The organism is Nonomuraea sp. H19, assembly GCF_052068215.1.
In the GTDB taxonomy this organism is placed as follows: domain Bacteria; phylum Actinomycetota; class Actinomycetes; order Streptosporangiales; family Streptosporangiaceae; genus Nonomuraea.
The window spans coordinates 159,203-176,779 of sequence record NZ_JBQHCV010000026.1 but is presented as its reverse complement, the minus strand read 5'-3'; the positions used below and the strand labels follow the sequence as shown (position 1 = coordinate 176,779).

The 17,577-nt window shown below is 71.7% G+C and carries 13 protein-coding genes and 1 pseudogene; 11 read left to right on the top strand and 3 right to left on the bottom strand.

Annotated elements, in window-relative coordinates; all coding sequences use genetic code 11:
* Together ACTMTI_RS43430 and ACTMTI_RS43425 are read right to left on the bottom strand one after the other, a co-directional pair.
* Positions 1-63 (bottom strand): annotated as a pseudogene (locus ACTMTI_RS43430) (IS200/IS605 family transposase); the annotation flags it as partial.
* 466 nt (positions 64-529) lie between these two features.
* Positions 530-958 carry a MerR family transcriptional regulator gene (locus ACTMTI_RS43425; RefSeq protein WP_441126653.1) on the bottom strand — a complete coding sequence of 143 codons (429 nt, stop codon included), beginning with the start codon at positions 956-958 and terminating at the stop codon, positions 530-532.
* A gap of 62 nt (positions 959-1,020) precedes the next feature.
* Here ACTMTI_RS43425 and ACTMTI_RS43420 point away from each other — a divergent pair, with 62 nt between their 5' ends.
* The 7 genes from ACTMTI_RS43420 to ACTMTI_RS43390 all read left to right on the top strand — a co-directional run bounded on the left by ACTMTI_RS43420 (position 1,021) and on the right by ACTMTI_RS43390 (position 7,457).
* Complete coding sequence (locus ACTMTI_RS43420) at positions 1,021-1,965, top strand: NAD(P)/FAD-dependent oxidoreductase (protein ID WP_441126652.1); 945 nt, start codon at positions 1,021-1,023, stop codon at positions 1,963-1,965.
* 2 nt (positions 1,966-1,967) lie between these two features.
* A complete protein-coding gene (locus tag ACTMTI_RS43415) occupies positions 1,968-3,419 on the top strand; it encodes an MDR family MFS transporter (protein ID WP_441126651.1) in 1,452 nt (483 codons plus the stop codon).
* Between the two features lie 180 nt (positions 3,420-3,599).
* Positions 3,600-4,196 (top strand): TetR/AcrR family transcriptional regulator, encoded by a 597-nt coding sequence (locus ACTMTI_RS43410; protein WP_441126650.1) that lies wholly within the window; start codon positions 3,600-3,602, stop codon positions 4,194-4,196.
* 45 nt (positions 4,197-4,241) lie between these two features.
* Complete coding sequence (locus ACTMTI_RS43405) at positions 4,242-5,681, top strand: hypothetical protein (protein ID WP_441126649.1); 1,440 nt, start codon at positions 4,242-4,244, stop codon at positions 5,679-5,681.
* Positions 5,682-5,694: 13 nt separating this feature from the next.
* Positions 5,695-5,844 (top strand): hypothetical protein, encoded by a 150-nt coding sequence (locus ACTMTI_RS43400; RefSeq protein ID WP_441126648.1) that lies wholly within the window; start codon positions 5,695-5,697, stop codon positions 5,842-5,844.
* Positions 5,845-5,961: 117 nt separating this feature from the next.
* A complete protein-coding gene (locus ACTMTI_RS43395) occupies positions 5,962-6,813 on the top strand; it encodes a class I SAM-dependent methyltransferase (protein WP_441126647.1) in 852 nt (283 codons plus the stop codon).
* On the top strand, positions 6,813-7,457 hold the full coding sequence (locus tag ACTMTI_RS43390) for a TetR/AcrR family transcriptional regulator (RefSeq protein WP_441126646.1): 645 nt from the start codon (positions 6,813-6,815) through the stop codon (positions 7,455-7,457). The genes ACTMTI_RS43395 and ACTMTI_RS43390 overlap by 1 nt, the downstream gene beginning before the upstream one ends.
* Before the next feature lie 1,073 nt (positions 7,458-8,530).
* Here the strand turns inward: ACTMTI_RS43390 and ACTMTI_RS43385 are convergent.
* Positions 8,531-8,962, bottom strand: coding sequence for a hypothetical protein (locus ACTMTI_RS43385; protein WP_441126662.1), 432 nt, complete (start codon positions 8,960-8,962; stop codon positions 8,531-8,533).
* Here ACTMTI_RS43385 and ACTMTI_RS43380 point away from each other — a divergent pair.
* From ACTMTI_RS43380 to ACTMTI_RS43365, 4 genes are all read left to right on the top strand, one after another.
* On the top strand, positions 8,873-9,376 hold the full coding sequence (locus tag ACTMTI_RS43380; RefSeq protein WP_441126645.1) for a S8 family serine peptidase: 504 nt from the start codon (positions 8,873-8,875) through the stop codon (positions 9,374-9,376). The two genes, ACTMTI_RS43385 and ACTMTI_RS43380, sit on opposite strands and share 90 nt — an antisense overlap.
* A 568-nt stretch (positions 9,377-9,944) precedes the next feature.
* Entirely contained in the window at positions 9,945-10,901 is a 957-nt protein-coding gene (locus ACTMTI_RS43375; protein WP_441126644.1) for a hypothetical protein, read from the top strand.
* Between the two features lie 72 nt (positions 10,902-10,973).
* On the top strand, positions 10,974-16,181 hold the full coding sequence (locus tag ACTMTI_RS43370; protein ID WP_441126643.1) for a DNRLRE domain-containing protein: 5,208 nt from the start codon (positions 10,974-10,976) through the stop codon (positions 16,179-16,181).
* A 172-nt stretch (positions 16,182-16,353) separates the two neighbouring features.
* Positions 16,354-17,526, top strand: coding sequence for an FAD-dependent oxidoreductase (locus tag ACTMTI_RS43365; RefSeq protein WP_441126642.1), 1,173 nt, complete (start codon positions 16,354-16,356; stop codon positions 17,524-17,526).
* The last annotated feature ends 51 nt before the right edge of the window (positions 17,527-17,577 follow it).

The following is a 17,577-nucleotide window of genomic DNA, read 5'->3' as shown; positions in this document are numbered from 1 at the left end:
ATACTTGGGGCACCACACCACGTGGTAGCCCAAGTCGTAGGCCGCACCGGGGGAAGTACGCACCTGACGAGACACACAGCGCGCCTCACCTGACGCCCTCCGCCGCCGTCCTCGGCGGCGGGGGCGTTCTACGTCAGCTCGTCCAGATCACGCCGCGTCCGCGGGGGTCTCCGGGTGGGTCGGCCCGAGCGCCCGGATCCTGCCGTTCAGAGTTCTCTCCAGCTCGTGCGTGCCGGCTGCGACCTCTGCCGGCGTCGCGGGCTCGGCCGAAACACCCGGACACGCGGACGGCGCAGCAATGCGCCGCCGACCGCGAGGTTCCCGACGAACTGCTGTCCTTCATCGCCGCCTGGACATCGACTTCAGCTGCCTGCATGACGGGCTGGCCGGGGTGGCCTGACCGTTAGCCGGTGCTCATCAGCCGGTCGCCTTCGGCGATCCGCCCATTGCCGCGAGGTCCTCTGCCGGGCGGGCTGCGACCTGGCGCTGAACGTCCCATTGGACCTCTGGCCGGGAGCAGGGCGGTGTTTCAGATCACGCACCCGTCCTTGTGGAGGTCCTGGGGTCCAGCCGCGGTCTCCGCAATCCGCCGGTAGTCGGGGCAGTGGGTGAAGTCGTCCGCTGTGCACTGCATGAGGTGCTCAATGAGCGCCTTGGAGGCCGATATTTCGTGAAGCCGGCGTTCCAGTTCCGCGTGGTGCCGCTGGAGGAGTGCCTGGCGCTCGGCCTGGCCAGAGATGGTGAGGACCTCACGGATCTGCTCCAGGCTCATGCCCGCCGCTTTGGCGCGGATGATCGTCATGACGCGGATGACGTGGTCGCGGGTGTAGCGGCGGCGGCCGTTGACTCTCGCGGCAGGGGCCAGCAGGCCCATGGCCTCCCAGTGGCGCAGGACATGCGGGGCTAGATCGAACCGCTCCGCGAGTTCCCCGATCCGCATGGAATCACTTGACTTCATGTTGACATTAACTTGCAGACTTGCCTTCACGTCAAGCGATGACCGCTCATTGGAGGCAAGACATGTTCGACGTCGTCATCATCGGCGGAGGCCCGGCCGGCATGGCCGCTGCTCTGACCCTCGGGCGGGTCCACCGGCCGGTGCTGTTGATCGACGCCGGAGAGGGCCGCAACGCCACCGCCGACAACGTGCACAACTTCCTCACCCGGGACGGCGCGCCCCCCGCTGAGTTGCGCAAGCTCGGCCGCGAGGAACTGGCCGCGTATCGAACGGTGCAGACAACGACGGGGACGGTCACCGATGCCCGCGCGCTGGACGAGGGCGGCTTCCACCTTGACCTGTCCGGCAGTGGGACTGCAGCCACGCGGCGCCTCCTCCTGGCTACCGGGCTGGCCGACGAGCTTCCCGGCCCGCGCGGGGTGGAAGCGCTGTGGGGCCGTTCCGCCTTCCACTGCCCCTACTGCCACGGCTACGAATGCACCGGCAAACAAGTCGCCGTAATCGGCACGGATCCGGCCCGGGTACGGCTGGCGCTGCAGCTGAGCCGCTTTGCCGCCGACGTCGCACTCTGCACCGGCGGCCAGCCGCTCGACCCGGCGGCGCAGGTCACGCTGGAATCGCATGGTGTCACCGTGCGCTGCGAGGCCATCACTCGGCTGGAGGGGACGGACGGCCGGCTGGAACAGATCGTGTTCGAAAACGGCCCATCCCTGGCCAGGGACGCAGTGTTCGTCGTCAACGTGCCGCACCAGCGCTCCGATCTGGCTGATCGTCTCGGCTGCGCGACCTTCGCCGACGGGTGCGTGGAGGTGAACGAGTTCGGCCAGACCAGCGTGCCCGGCGTGTACGCGGCCGGTGACATGGCGCGGCGGGCCACCGTGCCGATGCCCATGGCCGCGGTCATCGCTGCGGCGGCCAGCGGCACTGTCGCAGCGGCGGTCATCGACCAAGACCTGCTGTGCGCCGACTTCGGCCTGCCCAACCCGCTCGCGCAGGCAAGGGGCTGATCATGGTGTCCACAGACCTCGCGCAGACCGCCGCCCCCCTGAAGGGCAGCAGCAATGTGCCGCTCGCCACGGCCGGCCTGTTGATCGGCATGCTGCTGTCGGTCCTGGACCAGACGGTGGTGGCCATCGCCCTGCCTGACATCGCCGCCGACCTGGGCGGCATGGACGCGATCGGCTGGATCGTCACCTCCTACATGCTGGCCTCGACCGCGACCGGCGCGCTCTACGGCCGCATCAGCGACCGCTTCGGGCGGCGCCCGGTGTTCGTCACGGCGGTCGCCGTCTTCGTCTCGGGCTCCGTGCTGTGCGGCCTGGCCCAGACGACGCCCCAGCTGATCGCCGCCAGGACCTTCCAGGGCGTCGGGGCCGGAGCGCTGTTCGTGCTGCCCACGATCGCGCTGTCGGAGCTGTACCCGCAGCATCTACGCAGCAGAATCCAGGGCTTCACCGGCGGCGTCTTCGCGCTCGCCAGCGTGGGCGGCCCGCTCGCCGGCGGCGCGATCACCGACGCCTGGGGCTGGCGCTGGATCTTCTACATCAACCTGCCCCTCGGCCTGCTCGCCATGGCGCTCACCGCGTTCGCGCTGCGGCTGCCCAAGCCAGGCGGGGACGGCAGGGCAGAAGGCAGGGTCGACCTGGCCGGGGCCGTGCTGATCGCGGGTGCGACGGTGAGCCTGCTGCTGGTGGCCGAATGGGGCGGCCGCACGTACGCCTGGACGTCCGGCGTGATCCTGGCGCTGATCGGCGCGGTGGCGGTTCTGGCGGCTCTGTTTGTGTGGCACGAACGCCGGGCGGCCAACCCGCTGCTGCCGCTGCGGCTGTTCGCCGACCCCACCCTGCGCGTCGTGCTCCCCGCCACCGCGCTGCTCGGCGCGCTGCTCGGCGGCTCAATCGTCTACCTGCCCACGTACCTGCAGGCCGCGTACGGCATGGGCGCCACCCAGGCGGGACTGGCGCTCAACCCGTACGTGCTGACGTTCATGGCGGTCTCCTCGCTCGCCGGCGCCCGCGTCGGCGCGAGCGGCCGGTTCAAGCCCTACCTGCTCGCCGGCTCGACGACCGCGGTGCTGGGATTCGCGTTGCTGAGCCGGCTCACCCCCGACACCCCCTACGCCCTGCTGGCCGTGGAGATCGCGGTGCTGGGGGTCGGGTTCGGGCTGCTGATGCAGAACCTGGTGGTCGTCGCGCAGAACGCGGCCTCGCCCGCGGATCTGGCCGCCACCACCTCCGCCGCGGTGTCCGTCCGCGGCCTGGGCCTGTCGCTCGGCGTGGCGGTCTTCGGCACCCTCCTCGCCCGGGAACTCCAGGGCCGGGCCCCGAGCCCGGTGGCGACCGCCGCCGCCATCCCGGACGTCCTGTTCTGGGGCGCCCCGGCTGCCGCCGTCCTGGTGGCGCTGATGGCCCTGCTGCCCCGCAAGGCCCAGCACCCCACATCAGGAGAGGCGACGGTATGAACACCGGCAGACAAACCATCATGATCGAGGGATACGAGACCGTACGTACCCTGCTGGCCGATGTGCCACTGTCCAGCGCACCCCCGGACGGGGCAGGAGGGCGTGAGGATCGGCCGCTGGCCTCCATCGCCGACGATCTGGGAGGCCGGCAGAGTTGGAACCGGCCGGTACTATCTGGGCATGCCTGTTCCCAAGGGTGTCTCCCTCGACCCGGCCCGTACCCGTGCCGCCATCCTGGAAGCGGCCACTCGGCTGCTGTACGAGCGGGGCCTGGACGGCATCGGGGTGGCCGAGTTGTGCGCGGCGATGGGGATCTCCAAGGAGACGCTGTACCGCCACTTCGGCTCCAAGGACGGGCTCGTACGGGCGGTTCTGGAAGCCCGCAGCGACCACGTGGTGCACTGGCTTCAGCAGGCGGCGGCCGCGGCCGGCCCGGAGCCCGCCGATCAGCTGGCGGCGGTCTTCGACGCCCTCGGGCGCTGGCACGCCGAACCCGCCTTCCGCGGCTGCGCGATCGTGAACGCCGCCACCCAGCAGCACGGCGGCACCCCGCGCGCCGTCGCCGCCCGGCACCTGGACCGGCATCTGGAGCTGCTGACCGGCATCGCCCGCGCCGCCGGCGTCCCCGACCCGGCCAGCCTCGGCAGGCAACTGCTGACGCTCGTGGAAGGCGCCACCGTCCTCGCCGACCACCATGGCGACGCCGATGCCGCCGAGCTGGCCAAACAGGTGGCGCTGAGCCTGCTCGGCCCAGCCCGTCCGGGCTCGACGCGCTAGCGCGACCGGCCGGCTTTGTCGGCGTTGATCTCTAGTCTGCCGCGCATGACGAATGTGCACGTGCGAAGCACCCCGGTGACGGCCTGGCAGCAAGTCCGTGATCTCATCACCGAACGCAAGACCAGGGACCTGGCCGACTGCGTGATCGCGCTGACCGAGGCCGAACGCGCCGAAGTGGCGCGGCGGCTGCCGGAGTTACGCAAGGAAATGCGGGACATCGCCGCACGCATGGCCAGGGAGAGATGGGAGTCCGGCCTCGACGACGATGACGCCGACTGGGAGCCGGCGTTCGGGGACTGGGCCCCGGACGCGGTCGGCGGGTTCGGTGAAGCGCTGCGGATCGCGGGCGCGGGCACGCTCCAGGGTCCCGCCGCCGTGGCCGCCTGGCTGACCCGCCGCGAGTTCACCACCCGGTGGGAGCCGGCGAACCCCGCCGAGCTGGTCCGCGTGCTGGCCGCCCGCCCGGCCGGCTGGCAGTCCGACGTCGCGGCCAGGCTCGCCTTGAAGATCCGTACGGCGACCGACCGCACGGGCCCGCTGGCCCTCGCGCTGCTGCGGGCCTGCGGGAGCCCGCCGCCGGAGCACGACCCGCTCGTGGCCGCCTGGCTCCTCGCGGGGCCGGTCGACGACGACCCGCTGATCGGCCCGCTGCTGCCCAGGATCTTCGAGGCGGAAGGAGCCGGCCGTGCTCTGCGCGAGGAACGGCTCAGGCCCGCGCCCACCCGGTGGCTCGCCCGGCTCGAGCGGGACCTGGCGGCCGGCCGGGTGTCGCGTGAGGACCTGCTCGACGGCTGCCTGCGCCGCTTCCTGCGCGGCGGGGATGCCGCCGACCTGCGTTTCTTCGTGCGGCTGCACGAGCTGATCGACCCGCCGCCCGAGGAGTTCGCCGCGCGGGCGCGCGACTACCTGCGGCTGCTTCCCGCCGCCCCCGGCACGGTCGCCGAGCTGGCGCTCGCCCAGCTACGCCGTACTGGCCCCCATGACGACGCCGAGGTGGTCGAGGCGATCGGCGCACTGACCTTCCGTCCCGAGGCCAAGCTGGCCCAAGCGGGCCTGCGATGGCTGGATGAGGAGGTACGGCGCGCGCCCGGACGCGCGGGTGACCTGGCGCCCGCGCTCGCCACGGCGTTCGCGCACGTGTCCTATGACATCCAGCGGCGAGCGGTCCGGCTCGCGCTCAAGCACGCCGCAGCGTTCGCCCCGGCCGCCGAGACCATTGCCGCGGCCGTCCCTCTGCTGCCCGCGGCGCTCGGCGCGCAGGCCGGCGCCAGGTTCGGCGGTGAGGTGGCTCCCGCGGATGGCCGCCAGGGGAGATCTGCCGGCCGAAGCGGTCGGCAGGCAGCTCTCGCTGCTGATCCGCCGCACCTGGTTCGAGACCCGCCCGGTCCTGGCCGTCCTCACCGAGGCCGCGCACCAGGGCGCGTACGAGCAGGTCTGGCGGATCCTCACGAGTCTGCTGCCGGACCTGCTGCCCGGCCAGGGTGAGCGGCCGACCGTCGTGCACTGCGAGGCGGTGGCGCTGGCCGCCGACGTGGCGGCCTGGGCGGGCGCACGCGGCGAGATCCCGGAGGTGTCGGCGCACGCGGCCGGCGGCCGCGACAACCGCTTCACCCGCGAGTGCGCCCGCCTGCGCGACCAGCTCGGCTGAGCTTCCCCGCCCGCCGTCCCGCTCTTGGTACGGCGGGCGTCGGCGGCCTTGACGCGGGTCGAGCAGGACATCAGGATGAACGTGTGTTCATGAACATTCGTTCATAAGGGGCTGGCGATGCGCAACACTGAGCAGTTCAGCGCGTGGAACGGCGCCGAAGGCGCCGCATGGGCCGCCGAGCGGGAGACCGAAGACCGGCTGCAGGCCGAACTGTGCGGACGACTGCTGGAGGCGGCCCGCGTCGGCAGCCGCGATCGCGTCCTGGACATCGGCTGCGGTACCGGAGACACCTCTCGCATGGCCGCGCGACGCGCGCCGGAGGGGCAGGTCGTCGGGATCGACCTGTCGGCGCCGATGCTCCAGCAGGCGCGCCGGGCGGCGGCCGGACTCGACAACGTCCTGTTCGAGCAGGCCGACGCGCAGGTGCACGCGTTCCCGGCGGCCGGCTTCGACGTGGCCATCAGCAAGTACGGCGCGATGTTCTTCGCGGACCCGGTAGCCGCGTTCGCCAACATCGGGCGAGCTCTGCGGCCAGCCGGGCGGCTGGCATTCGTCTGCCCGCAGCCGCCCGAGGACTGCGAATGGTACGTGGTCCCGGTCGCGGCGCTGCTGGGCATCGAGCCGCGGCCGCAGGCCGTGGTCGCCGGATATCCGGGCCCGGCCCCGGCGATGTTCGTGCTGTCGGATCCCACTCACATCGACCGGGTGCTCGCCGCCTCCGGTTTCACCGACGTATCGATCGAGCCCCTCCACGTGCCTCACCGTTTCGGGTCCACGCCCGCCGACGCCGCCGACGCCTTCCTGGCCAGCGGCCCGACCCGCTACGTCGTCGAGCAGGACGACGGCCTGACGTGGGAGGCCGCGCATGCCAGGCTCACGGCCTCGCTGGAGCCGTACGCGGGATCCGGGGGAGTGCTTTTGCCCGGCGCGCAGTGGCTGGTCAGCGCGCAATGGACGGGGGAGAGGTGATGTCACCCAGGAAGGCCGCCGCCCTGCGCCACGCCGACGGCCTCAGCCTGCGCGACCACCTCATCGCCAGCGCCGAACGCCTCATCCGCCGGCGCGGCATCGCCCGGCTCACCGTCCGCGACATCGCGCGAGAGGCCCAGGTGGCCGACGGCGTGCTGTACAACCACTTCGCCAACAAGGAAGAGCTCCTGGCCCACGCCCTGCGAGCTCACGTCCAGACCGTCGAGCGCACGCTGGACGGCCTGCCGCTGCCTGGCAGCGGCAGCCTGGAAGCCTGCCTGCGTGCCTGCATCCGGCACGGGCTCGCGCTGCACACCGCGATCCTGCCTGTTTTCGCGCAGCTGCTCGCCCACCCCGAAGTACTGGCCCGCTTCGGCGCGCTGACCGCGGACGACCACCAGTGGGGCCTCGAACCGGCACTGGCCGGCTATCTGCGGGGCGAGCAGGACCTCGGCCGTATCGCCGGGAACGTCAACGTCACCGCCGCCGCCACCGTGATCGTCGGAGCCTGCCACGAGCTGATCCTGCCGCACCTGCTCTGGCAGACCGCGGCCGATCCTCCGCGCGTCCCTTCCGGCTTCGTCGACGATCTCGTCAACACGGTGCTGAACGGCATCCGCCCGGCCGGACACGACCACCGGTGAACGTCGCCAGGTTCACCAGCGGCGCCCGCCAGACCCGGCCTGGCGGGCGTGAGTTGCGAACTCCTCGCCGTCGAAGCGGGCGCCGGTGAACATGACGCCATCCGGTCGCCGCGGTGTGACTTGGCCTGATGCCGAATCGGCTGTGACCCTGCGTCAGCGGGTACTTACGAGGCCTGGAAGACAGCAAACGTTTACGGCTCGTCCATTCAAGATCACCCGAATGGTTGCTGATGATCTTTACGTTTGCGGCGTTTGTGCAATGCCCCCCACCGCACGTGGAAGGACATCCATGCGCACTTCCGCTCGGGCATTCGTCGTCGCGTTAGCGACAGCCCTGGCGCTCAGCAGCGCGAACGTGGCCGGCACCCCGGCCTTCGCGCAGGAGGACCCCGCCCTGGCGGCCCTCACCCAGGTCGTCCCCGAGATCGTCGAGGAGGCCAAGACCGTCCCGCCGACCGTGATCCCCGAGGGCGACGTCCAGCGGCCTTTCGCCGTCGCGACGGACCCCGACCGCACCCTGGTCGCGACCGTCAGCGAGACCGACATCGGGATCGGCATGCCGGAGGCCGCGGGTAACGGCAACCAGCCGCTGCCTGGCCTGGTCACCTACGCGGCCAAGCAGCCCAGCGTCGCCTACGCCCACCAGCGCACCGGCCAGATCGCCCGGGCGATGACCATCATCAAGGACGCCTCGGCGCCGACGGAGTACCGCTTCCCGATCTCCGCCCCCGAGGGCAGCATGCTGGAGGTCGAGGAGGACGACGGCACCGTCCTGATCTACAACAACGACTTCTACCTCGCCGAGATCGACCTGCCCTGGGCCAAGGACGCCAACGGCAACGCGGTGCCGACCTCGTACCGGGTGGAGGGCATGACGCTCATCCAGACGGTCAACCACGCGGGTGCCGCTTACCCCGTGGTCGCCGACCCCGCGCTCAAGCTGCAGTGCGAGTGGTGGAAGGCCATGTGCCGGCTCATCTTCTCGAAGAAGCTCACCAAGAGGATCTACAACGCCTGGTTCGTCGCCGGCGTCGCCGGCGGGATCGAGGCATTGAAGGGCGCCTGCGACAAGCTCAAGGGCAAGGCCAAGCTGATTTGCAAGATCGCCTACACGGCGGGTGGCGCCTCGGCCATCTACAAGGTCCGGGAAGCCGCGAACAAGGGCCAGTGCTTCGCGATCCGGTTCCAGGCTCCGGGCATCGTCTGGTACGAGGTCCGCAAGAAGAGCTGCCAGAGCAAGTAGCCCCTGCACCATCCTGACGCCCCCGCCGTACCGGCGGGGGCGTCGCCCTGTGCGCGGATCCAGCCGAGATACCGGGAAAACCGGCCCGGTGTCGATCTCGACGCCCGTTTTCGCAGGTAGGCCTACGGCCAACCGTGATCACGTTGAGGGCGTCCAGGATGGTGGCGAGCGTGTGGCGCAGGACGTGCGCGGTGGTGGGGTCGTCGAGGCCGGCCGTCTGGGCGATCGCGGCGATGATGCCGCCGGCGGCGCGGGCGGTCAGGCGTCCTCCCTTGGCGTTGAGGAACAGGACCTCGACCCCTTGGAAGAGGCGGTGAATTCCCTGTCGGCGCGGACGGGCACGCTGTTCGTCATCTCTGCTGGGAACGACGGCCGGCCCGGCACGGTATCGAGCGCCGGCAGCGCCGACGCCGCTCTCACGGTCGGCGCGGTCGACAGGTCGGACCGGATCGCCGACTTCTCCAGTCAGGGACCGCGGCAAGGCGACCATGCGATCAAGCCGGACATCACCGCGCCGGGCGTGAACATCGTCGCGGCGGCAGCCGGTGGCGCCTACCGGACGCTCAGCGGCACCTCGATGGCCGCGCGGCATGTGGCGGGAGCCGCCGCGATCCTGGCCCAGAAGCACCCCGACTGGACCGGCCGGCAGTCAGTGAGCCGGACCTGGCGCGGTTGAGATCGTCGAGTCCGCCGGGCGCGTAGCGCACCGCCATCAGCGGCAGCGGCTGCTCCGTTTCCGGCTCACTGACCGAACTGCCCATCAGCGTCGAGGGAGCTCCCTCCACGCTCAAGCTGGAGCTCTCCTCCGACGACGGCACGAGCTGGCGTACCATCCCGGCCCAGCGCACCACCACGGGATGGACCGCCATGGTGCCGAACCCGCGCACGCCCGGATTCGTCTCGCTGAGGACGACGGTCAACAGCGCGTCCGGCAACGCCCTTACCCAGACGATCATCCGAGCCTACGCCGTCGGCCCAGGCTGATCTTGCAGCGTCGCTCGTCCTCGCGCATGTCCCGGATGCACAGGCACGGGTGTGATGCGCCTGGTCGCCATCCGGCCGCCGCGGTGTGACCTGGCCTGATGCCGAATCGGCTGTGACCCTGCGTAAGCGTGTACTTACGAGGCCCGGAAGACAGCAAACGTTTACGGGCCGTCCATTCAAGATCACCCGAATGGTTGCTGATGATCTTTACGTTTGCGGCGTTTGTGCAATGCCCCCCAACCGCACGTGGAAGGACATCCATGCGCACTTCCGCTCGGGCATTCGTCGTCGCGTTAGCGACAGCCCTGGCACTTAGCAGCGCGAACATCACCTCCACTCCCGCCGTTGCCGCCGATGACCCGGCGCTGGCAGCCCTCACCCAGGTCGTCCCCGAGATCGTCGAGGAGGCCAAGACCGTCCCGCCGACCGTGATCCCCGAGGGCGACGTCCAGCGGCCTTTCGCCGTCGCGACGGACCCCAACCGCACTCTGTCGGTGTCCGTCAGCGAGACCGAGATCGGCATCGGCATGCCCGACGCCACGGGGAACGCCAACCAGCCACTGCCCGGCCTGGTCACGTACACGGCCAAGCAGCCCACCGTGGCCTTCGCCCACCAGCGCACCGGCCAGATCGCCCGGGCCCTGACCATCATCAAGGACGCCTCGGCGCCGACGGAGTACCGCTTCCCGATCAGCGCGCCCGAGGGATCCATGCTGGAGGTCGAGGACGACGACGGCACCGTCCTGATCTACCAGGACGACTTCTACATCGGCGAGATCGACCTGCCCTGGGCCAAGGACGCCAACGGCAACGCGGTGCCGACCTCGTACCGGGTGGAGGGCATGACGCTCATCCAGACGGTCAACCACGCGGGTGCCGCTTACCCCGTGGTCGCCGACCCCGCGCTCAAGCTGCAGTGCGAGTGGTGGAAGGCCATGTGCCGGGTGATCTTCTCGAAGAAGCTCACGAAGAAGATCCACAACGCCTGGCTGTACGCCGGCGCGGCCGCCGCGGCCGAGGTGCTCAAGGCCGCCTGCGACAAGGCCAAGGGCAAGATCAAGCTGGGCTGCAGGGCGATCATCGTGGCCGGCGTCGCCCAGTACATCTACAAGATCCGGGAAGCCTCGAACAAGAACCAGTGCTTCGCGCTCCGCATCCAGCTGCCTGGACCCGTTTTCTGGGGCGAGGTCCGCAAGAAGAGCTGCCAGAGCAAGTAATCCCCGCACTACCCGACGCCCCCGCCGGCCCGGCGGGGGCGTCGCCCTACGCGCACACCTCCCGGAGCACCCATGCCTGCCCTCCTGCCACGGGCCCTCGCCGGCGGCCTCGCCCTGCTGCTTCTCCCGCTGGCCGCGCCCCCGTCACCCGCCGCCGCCGAACCACCCGCCACCTCGCCGTCCCCGTCCGCCGCCGCCGCGAAGCCGGTGGACGACCCGAGCGCCCCCGGCCGTCTCACGGCCGAGCCGAGCGCGCCCGATGAGCCCTCCGCCCGGCTGTCCGCCCGCCTGACCGGCAAGCGGGTCGAGGTCGCCGACGCCCGTACCGAGACCACCACCACCTACGCCAACCCGGACGGCACGCTGACGGTCGACTCGTTCGCCGGCCCGGTCAGGTTCCGCCGCGACGGCGCGTGGGCTCCGGTGGACATCTCGCTCACCAAGGCGCCGTCAGGCGAGATCGTGACCCGGGGCCACGGCCGGGCGCTCAGGTTCGGCGGCGGCCGCGCCGGCGTGGCCCGGCAGGCAGACGCGTCCGGGCCCGCCGATCTGATCACGATCGGCGAGGGCGCCGCCAAGGTGACCATGCAGTGGAAGGGCGCGCTGCCGACGCCGCGCCTGTCCGGTGAGACGGCCACGTACCCGGACGTCATGCCGGGTGCCGACCTGGTCGTCACCGCCACCAGGACGGGCGCCGAGCAGTTCCTGCTGCTCAAGTCGCGCCCGACCGCGCCGCTGACGTACACGCTGGGGCTGAAGGCGCCGGGCCTCAAGCCGCGCCAGGCCGCCGACGGCGGCGTGGAGCTGGTCGACGCCAAGGGCAAGACCGCCGTCACCATCCCCGCGCCGGTCATGTGGGACGCCAGCACGCATCCGATCTCCGGTGAGCACCTGCGCCGCGCCCCCGTGGACATGAAGGTCTCCAGCAACGACCTCGTCCTCACCCCGGACCCTGCCTTCCTGAACGACCCGGCCACGACGTATCCCGTCACCGTGGACCCGTCGCTCAACCTGGGCCAGGTCTTCGACACGTTCGTGCAGGAGGGCTACGGCACCGACCAGTCGGGCTCCACCGAGCTGAAGATCGGCAACAACGGCAGCGGCCAGGTCGCCCGGTCGTTCATCACGTGGAAGACCCCCGGCATCGCGGGCAAGAAGATCCTCTCGGCCACGCTGAAGCTGTGGAACTACCACTCGTGGTCGTGCGACGCCCGCTCGTGGGATGTCTGGTCGGCCGATCGCGCCACGACGGCGTCGCGCTGGCCGGGACCGCACTCGGCCGCCAAGTACGCCTCCTCCAGCCAGACGAAGGGTTATGGGAGCGGCTGCGCCGACGGCTGGGTCACCGCCAACGTCACCTCGCTGGTGCAGCACTACGCCACCCAGGGCTGGAAAGAATCCGGCATGGGCCTGCGGGCCGCCAACGAGTCGGACGAGTACGCCTGGAAGCGGTTCCACTCCGGCAACGCCTCGTCGAAGGTGCCGGTCATCTCGGTGACGTACAACTCCTACCCGAGCACGCCGGTCTCCACGTGGACCTCCCCGTGGACCGACTACAACGGCACCCGCTGGACCAACACGCTGACCCCGCAGCTGCGCAACCACGTGCGCGACCCCGACGGCGGGAACGTGCGCGGCCTGTTCGACGTGTACGCGGGCTCGACGCTGCTGATCGACAACCTCTACGGCGCGTACGTGGCCAGCAACGGCTTCTCCGGCGCGAACGTGCCCGCCGGCAAGCTCGCGAACGGCAAGACGTACACGATCCGGTCGTGGGCCAACGACGGCTCTCTGACCTCGAAGGCGTACCAGACGGCGACGTTCACCGTCGACACCACCAAGCCGCCCGCGCCCAAGGTGGCCTCGGCGGACTACCCGAACGACGGCGGCTGGCACGGCGACGCCGGCAAGGCGGGCACGTTCACCCTCACCCCGGCGAGCACCGACACCGGCTGGATCGCCTACAAGCTCGACAGCGGCGGCACCACGAAGGTGCTCACCACCGGCGCGGCCGTCACCGCCAAGCTGACGCCCGCCACGACCGGCGCGCACACGCTCAGCGTCCACACCATCGACAAGGCGGGCAACGCCTCGCCGGTCACCGCGTACACCTTCAACGTGGGCTCCGGCGCGGCAGTGGCCGTGCTCACCGCTCCGGCCGACGGCCTGCGCAGCACCGGCAGGGTGCCGCTCGCGGTGACGGGCAACGCCTTCACCCAGGCCAGGTTCCAGTACAGGCGGTCCGAGACCGACGCCTGGGCGGACCTGCCGGTGGCGAACGTGACCGGCGCGGACGGCAAGCCGCTGACCGCCTGGCCCGTCGCGGCCCCCAACGGGGTGTCCGGGCTGGTCTGGGACGCCGCGGCACACCTCGGCGGCGCCGCGGTCCAGGTGCGCGCGCTCGTCTCCGGCTCGTCCGGGACCACCGTGGAGTCCCGCCCGGCCGAGGTCGTCGTGGACCGCCGCGCCACCCGGGCCGCCACCAGCCAGGTCGGCCCCGGCGTGCTGAACCTGCTCACCGGTGACTACCGCCTCCAGACCGCGGCGGGCGGCCCCTTCGGCCTGACGCTCACCCGCGCGGCCTCCTCGCGTGACCCCGGCGCCGCGTGGACGCCCGCGCTGACGGTGCTCAAGGAGACCTCGCCCACCTCGGTCGAGCTGACCCGGGCCGACGGCACACCGGTGCAGTTCACCAAGACCAAGGACGGCTGGAAGCCGGAGCCCGGCGCCGAGGACCTGACCCTCACCGGCACGTACACGCTCACTGACTCCCGTGGCGAGGTCACCGCCTTCACCAAACAGGGGGACATCTACATACCTGCCGGCCACACCTACGAGCAGGGCCGTCCGAAGTCGATCACCCGGTCGGGGCACACGCTGGAGCTCGGCTACGACACCGCCGGCCGCCTGGCCACCGTCTCACTCAAGGGAGCGGTGATCGCCCAGTACGGCTACGACGGCGCGGGCCGGCTCTCCGAGGTGTGGGACCCGCGGATCAGCCCGCCGCTGAAGACGGTCTACGGCTACGACTCCGCCGGCCGCGTCACCACGCTCACCCCGCCCGGCGAGCTGCCGTGGACCTTCGGCTACGAGGCCGACGGCCGCCTGCGCTCGGTCACCCGCCCCACACTCAAGCCCGGCACCGCCGACCAGGTCGCGGGCGAGGCGAAGACCACGGTCGGCTACGGCGTCCCGCTCACCAAGGCCGCCGGCGGCCCGGCGGACATGACGGCCGGGCAGGTGGCGGCCTGGGGACAGGCGGCGGCACCCGTGACGGCCACTGCGGTCCACCCGCCGGGCTCCACGACCCGCCCCACCGTGACGTACCTGGACGAGTCGGGCCGGGCGGTCAACGTCCTGACGCCGGGCGGGCACCTGTCCGCCACCGACTACGACCGGTTCGGCCACGCGGTGCGGGTGCTCACCGCCGCGAACAGGGAGCTGTCGCAGCGTCCTGAGACCGACTACCGGCTCGTCGAGCTTGCCATCACCGGTTACGGCCCGGACGAGCGCGCCGAGATGCTGTCCACCCGCTCGATCTACGACGCCTCCGGCCGCCGCAAGCTGGAGGAGCTGAGCCCGGTCCACATCGTCAACCTGGAGTCCGATGTGGACGACCTGCCGGCCGGGTACGCCATCGGCGCCAGGACCCGCACCGTCAGCACGTACGACGAGGGCCGGCCGGCCTCCGCGACGGCCCGTGACCTGCCGACCACCGTCAAGGCCGGCGCCGTGATCGTCGGGCGCGAGTCCAAGCCCGACGTGGACGTCAGGACCACCACCATCACCTACGACTGGGCCACCGGCCGGCAGGTCAGGACGGTCCGCGACCCCGGCGGCAAGGCGGTCGCCGCCGACACCGCCGGGCCCGTCCTCTACGCGGCGGCCGGCGGCGCCCCGTGCGGCGGGCGGCCCGAGTGGGCCGGCCTGGTCTGCCAGGACGGCGGGCGCACCTACACCTACACCGCCTCCGGCCTGCCGCACACGGTGACCGAGGGAGGCACGGTCACCACGATCAAGCGCGACCCGGCCGGCCGGCCCATCGCGACGCAGTCCGGGGGAGAGGCCGAGATCGGCATCGGCTACAGCCGGGCCACCGGCCGGCCCACCGAGCGGTGGCGCGGCACGGAGAAGATCGTGACGGCCTATGACCGGCTGGGCCGGGTCATCTCCCACACCGACGCGGACGGCGGCCAGACCCGCACCGAGTACGACGACCTCGACCGCCCGGTCAAGGTCGCGGACTCGGCCCCGTCCACCAGGGTCTACGCCTACGACCACGCCGCCGAGCCGCGCGGCCTGCCCACCTCGGTCACCGACTCGGCCGCGGGCACCTTCACCGCCCGCTACGACGCCGACGGCCGCCAGATCGAGGGCGACCTGCCGGGCGGGCTGCACGTGCAGTCCCCGTACGACGAGCGCGGGCAGAACTACGGCCGCATCTACACCCGGGACGGCCTGGAGGGCCCGGTGATGATCGACCAGATCGGCCGGAACGTCCACGGGCAGGTGCTGCTGAACATGCGCACCGACATCGGGGCCGAACGGCAGCTCGGCTACGACAAGGCGGGCCAGCTCGCCTCGGCGCTGGACATGGCGTTCCCGGTGTGCACGCTGCGCCGCTACGGCCACGACGGCGCGGGCAACCGGGTCCGGCTGGCCGTGCAGGCGTCGGACGAGGACTGCCCGGTGGCCGACGACTCCACCGCGAGCATCACCACGTACACCTACTCCTCCGACGGCAGGCTGACCGGCGACGGCTACGGCTACGACCCGGCGGGCCGCACCACCTCCCTGCCGGGCGGGCGCACCGTCGCCTACTTCGCCGACGGCCTGCCGGCCAAGCAGACCTCCGGCGAGCGGAGCCTGACGTGGACGCGCGACCCGGCGGGCCGGATCAGGTCGGAGACCACCGAGGCGGGCGCGGTCACCGTCCACCACTACGGCTCCGACGGCGACCGGACCTCCTGGGTCGCCGAGAACGGCGCGGTCGTCCGTCACGTGGCCGGCGTCGGCGGCGACCTGGCCGCGCTGACGGGGGCGACCGGATCGGTGCGTGTCCTGCTGCTCACCGTCGAGGGTCACGTGGGCACCGAGCTGGAGCTCGACAGCGGCCTGGCCACCGTGGTCGGGTACGACGAATTCGGCGTGGCCTCCGCATCACGCCGCTACGGCTGGATGGGCGGCTCGTTCCACCCGACCATGCTGGACGGGACGGTCCTGGTGGAGGGCCGCCTGTACGACCCGTCGCTCGGCCGCTACCTCCAGCGGCCTTACTGAGCCGGCGCGGCCCCGCCTGGGTCTCCCAGGCGGGGCCGCTCGCCGTGTCGAGGGCACTGTTCCAGCGCGAGATGGGACTGTCCGTCATGGCCGGATGGGGCCGGATCTTGGCCTGGCATACCCCGCCCTTATGCTCTACAACTAGTAGTACTACTAGCCGTAGAGGACGGGCATGCGTGTTCTCATTGTGGGGGCCGGGATCGCAGGGCTGGCGGCGGCCAGAGGGCTTCTCGCGGCCGGACATGCGGTGACCGTGCTCGAACGGGCGCCGGCCCTGCGCGACAGCGGCTGCGCGATCACGCTCTGGAGCAACGGCACCGCGGTTCTCGGCGATCTCGGCGTGCGGATGGACGGGGCGGGGCAGCGCATCGAGGCCGTCGACGTCCGTAGCGCCCGGGGGCGCCCGGTGATGGTGGTGGACACCGAGCGGCTGGAGACCCGGTTCGGCGCTCCTGTGGTGGTGATCCCTCGCCGATTACTGCTGGCCCGGCTCGCCGAGGGGCTGCATGAGGGAGTCTTCCGGTTCGGCGCCCGCTTCACCCGCCTCCACGACGACGGCCGGTCGGTACGGATCGAGACCGAGGACGGCGCGGAGTACTCGGGGGACCTGCTCATCGGCGCCGACGGCGTGAACTCCCAGGTGCGCGCGGCGCTCTTCGGCCCCGGCGCAGGCACGGACGCGCTGCCGACCGGTGCGGCCACCTGGCAGGGCCTGATCCCGGCGCCTTTCGAGCTCGGCTCCCGCGCCCTGCTGTTCGTCGGGCGCGAGGGACTTGTCGGGTTGAGCCCCGCGGGCGACGGCCTGCTGCAGTGGCTCATCGACCTCAGGTGGCGGCCGGGCGACGGCTCCGACCACCCGGACCGGGCGCTCGCCGCCCTCCGGACGCAGTACGGGGCGTGGGCCCCGCCCGTCCCCGACCTGCTGGCGGCGCTGTCGGAGAAGGACCTCGAAGTCTTCCCGCACCGCCGGCACCGCGCCCCGCTCCGATGGCGGCGCGGCCGGTGCGTCCTGATCGGCGACGCGGTGCACGCCATGCCCCCCATCCTGGCGCAGGGCGCCGGCCAGGCGCTGGAAGACGTCGCGGCGCTGCTGCGCGGCCTGGCGGCGGCCGATCGTGCGCCAGGTCACGGTCCGGATCCGGCCACGGCGCTGCGCGCGTACGAGAAGAGCCGCCGGCGGCAGGCCATGCTGGCCTCTGCGGCGGCCACCCGGGGCGTCGCCACCGCCGGGCCGCGCACCGTGTTCCAGAGCGAGGCCGCACTGCGCGCGGCCGCTGCCATAACCCGCCGCCTGGCGACGGGGCTGTTCGGGATGCTGATCCGCGGCGTCAGCGGCCGGCTCTGAGACTGCGTCCCGTCCACGGAGACCGGTTTGACATGGACGTGACGTCAAGGT

Coding starts and splice junctions, on each gene's coding strand:
- ACTMTI_RS43405 (WP_441126649.1), top strand. CDS start 4,242: ATGACGAATGTGCACGTGCGAAGCACCCCGGTGACGGCCTGGCAGCAA.
- ACTMTI_RS43410 (WP_441126650.1), top strand. CDS start 3,600: ATGCCTGTTCCCAAGGGTGTCTCCCTCGACCCGGCCCGTACCCGTGCC.
- ACTMTI_RS43375 (WP_441126644.1), top strand. CDS start 9,945: ATGCGCACTTCCGCTCGGGCATTCGTCGTCGCGTTAGCGACAGCCCTG.
- ACTMTI_RS43425 (WP_441126653.1), bottom strand. CDS start 958: ATGAAGTCAAGTGATTCCATGCGGATCGGGGAACTCGCGGAGCGGTTC.
- ACTMTI_RS43390 (WP_441126646.1), top strand. CDS start 6,813: ATGTCACCCAGGAAGGCCGCCGCCCTGCGCCACGCCGACGGCCTCAGC.
- ACTMTI_RS43395 (WP_441126647.1), top strand. CDS start 5,962: ATGCGCAACACTGAGCAGTTCAGCGCGTGGAACGGCGCCGAAGGCGCC.
- ACTMTI_RS43415 (WP_441126651.1), top strand. CDS start 1,968: ATGGTGTCCACAGACCTCGCGCAGACCGCCGCCCCCCTGAAGGGCAGC.
- ACTMTI_RS43365 (WP_441126642.1), top strand. CDS start 16,354: ATGCGTGTTCTCATTGTGGGGGCCGGGATCGCAGGGCTGGCGGCGGCC.
- ACTMTI_RS43420 (WP_441126652.1), top strand. CDS start 1,021: ATGTTCGACGTCGTCATCATCGGCGGAGGCCCGGCCGGCATGGCCGCT.
- ACTMTI_RS43370 (WP_441126643.1), top strand. CDS start 10,974: ATGCCTGCCCTCCTGCCACGGGCCCTCGCCGGCGGCCTCGCCCTGCTG.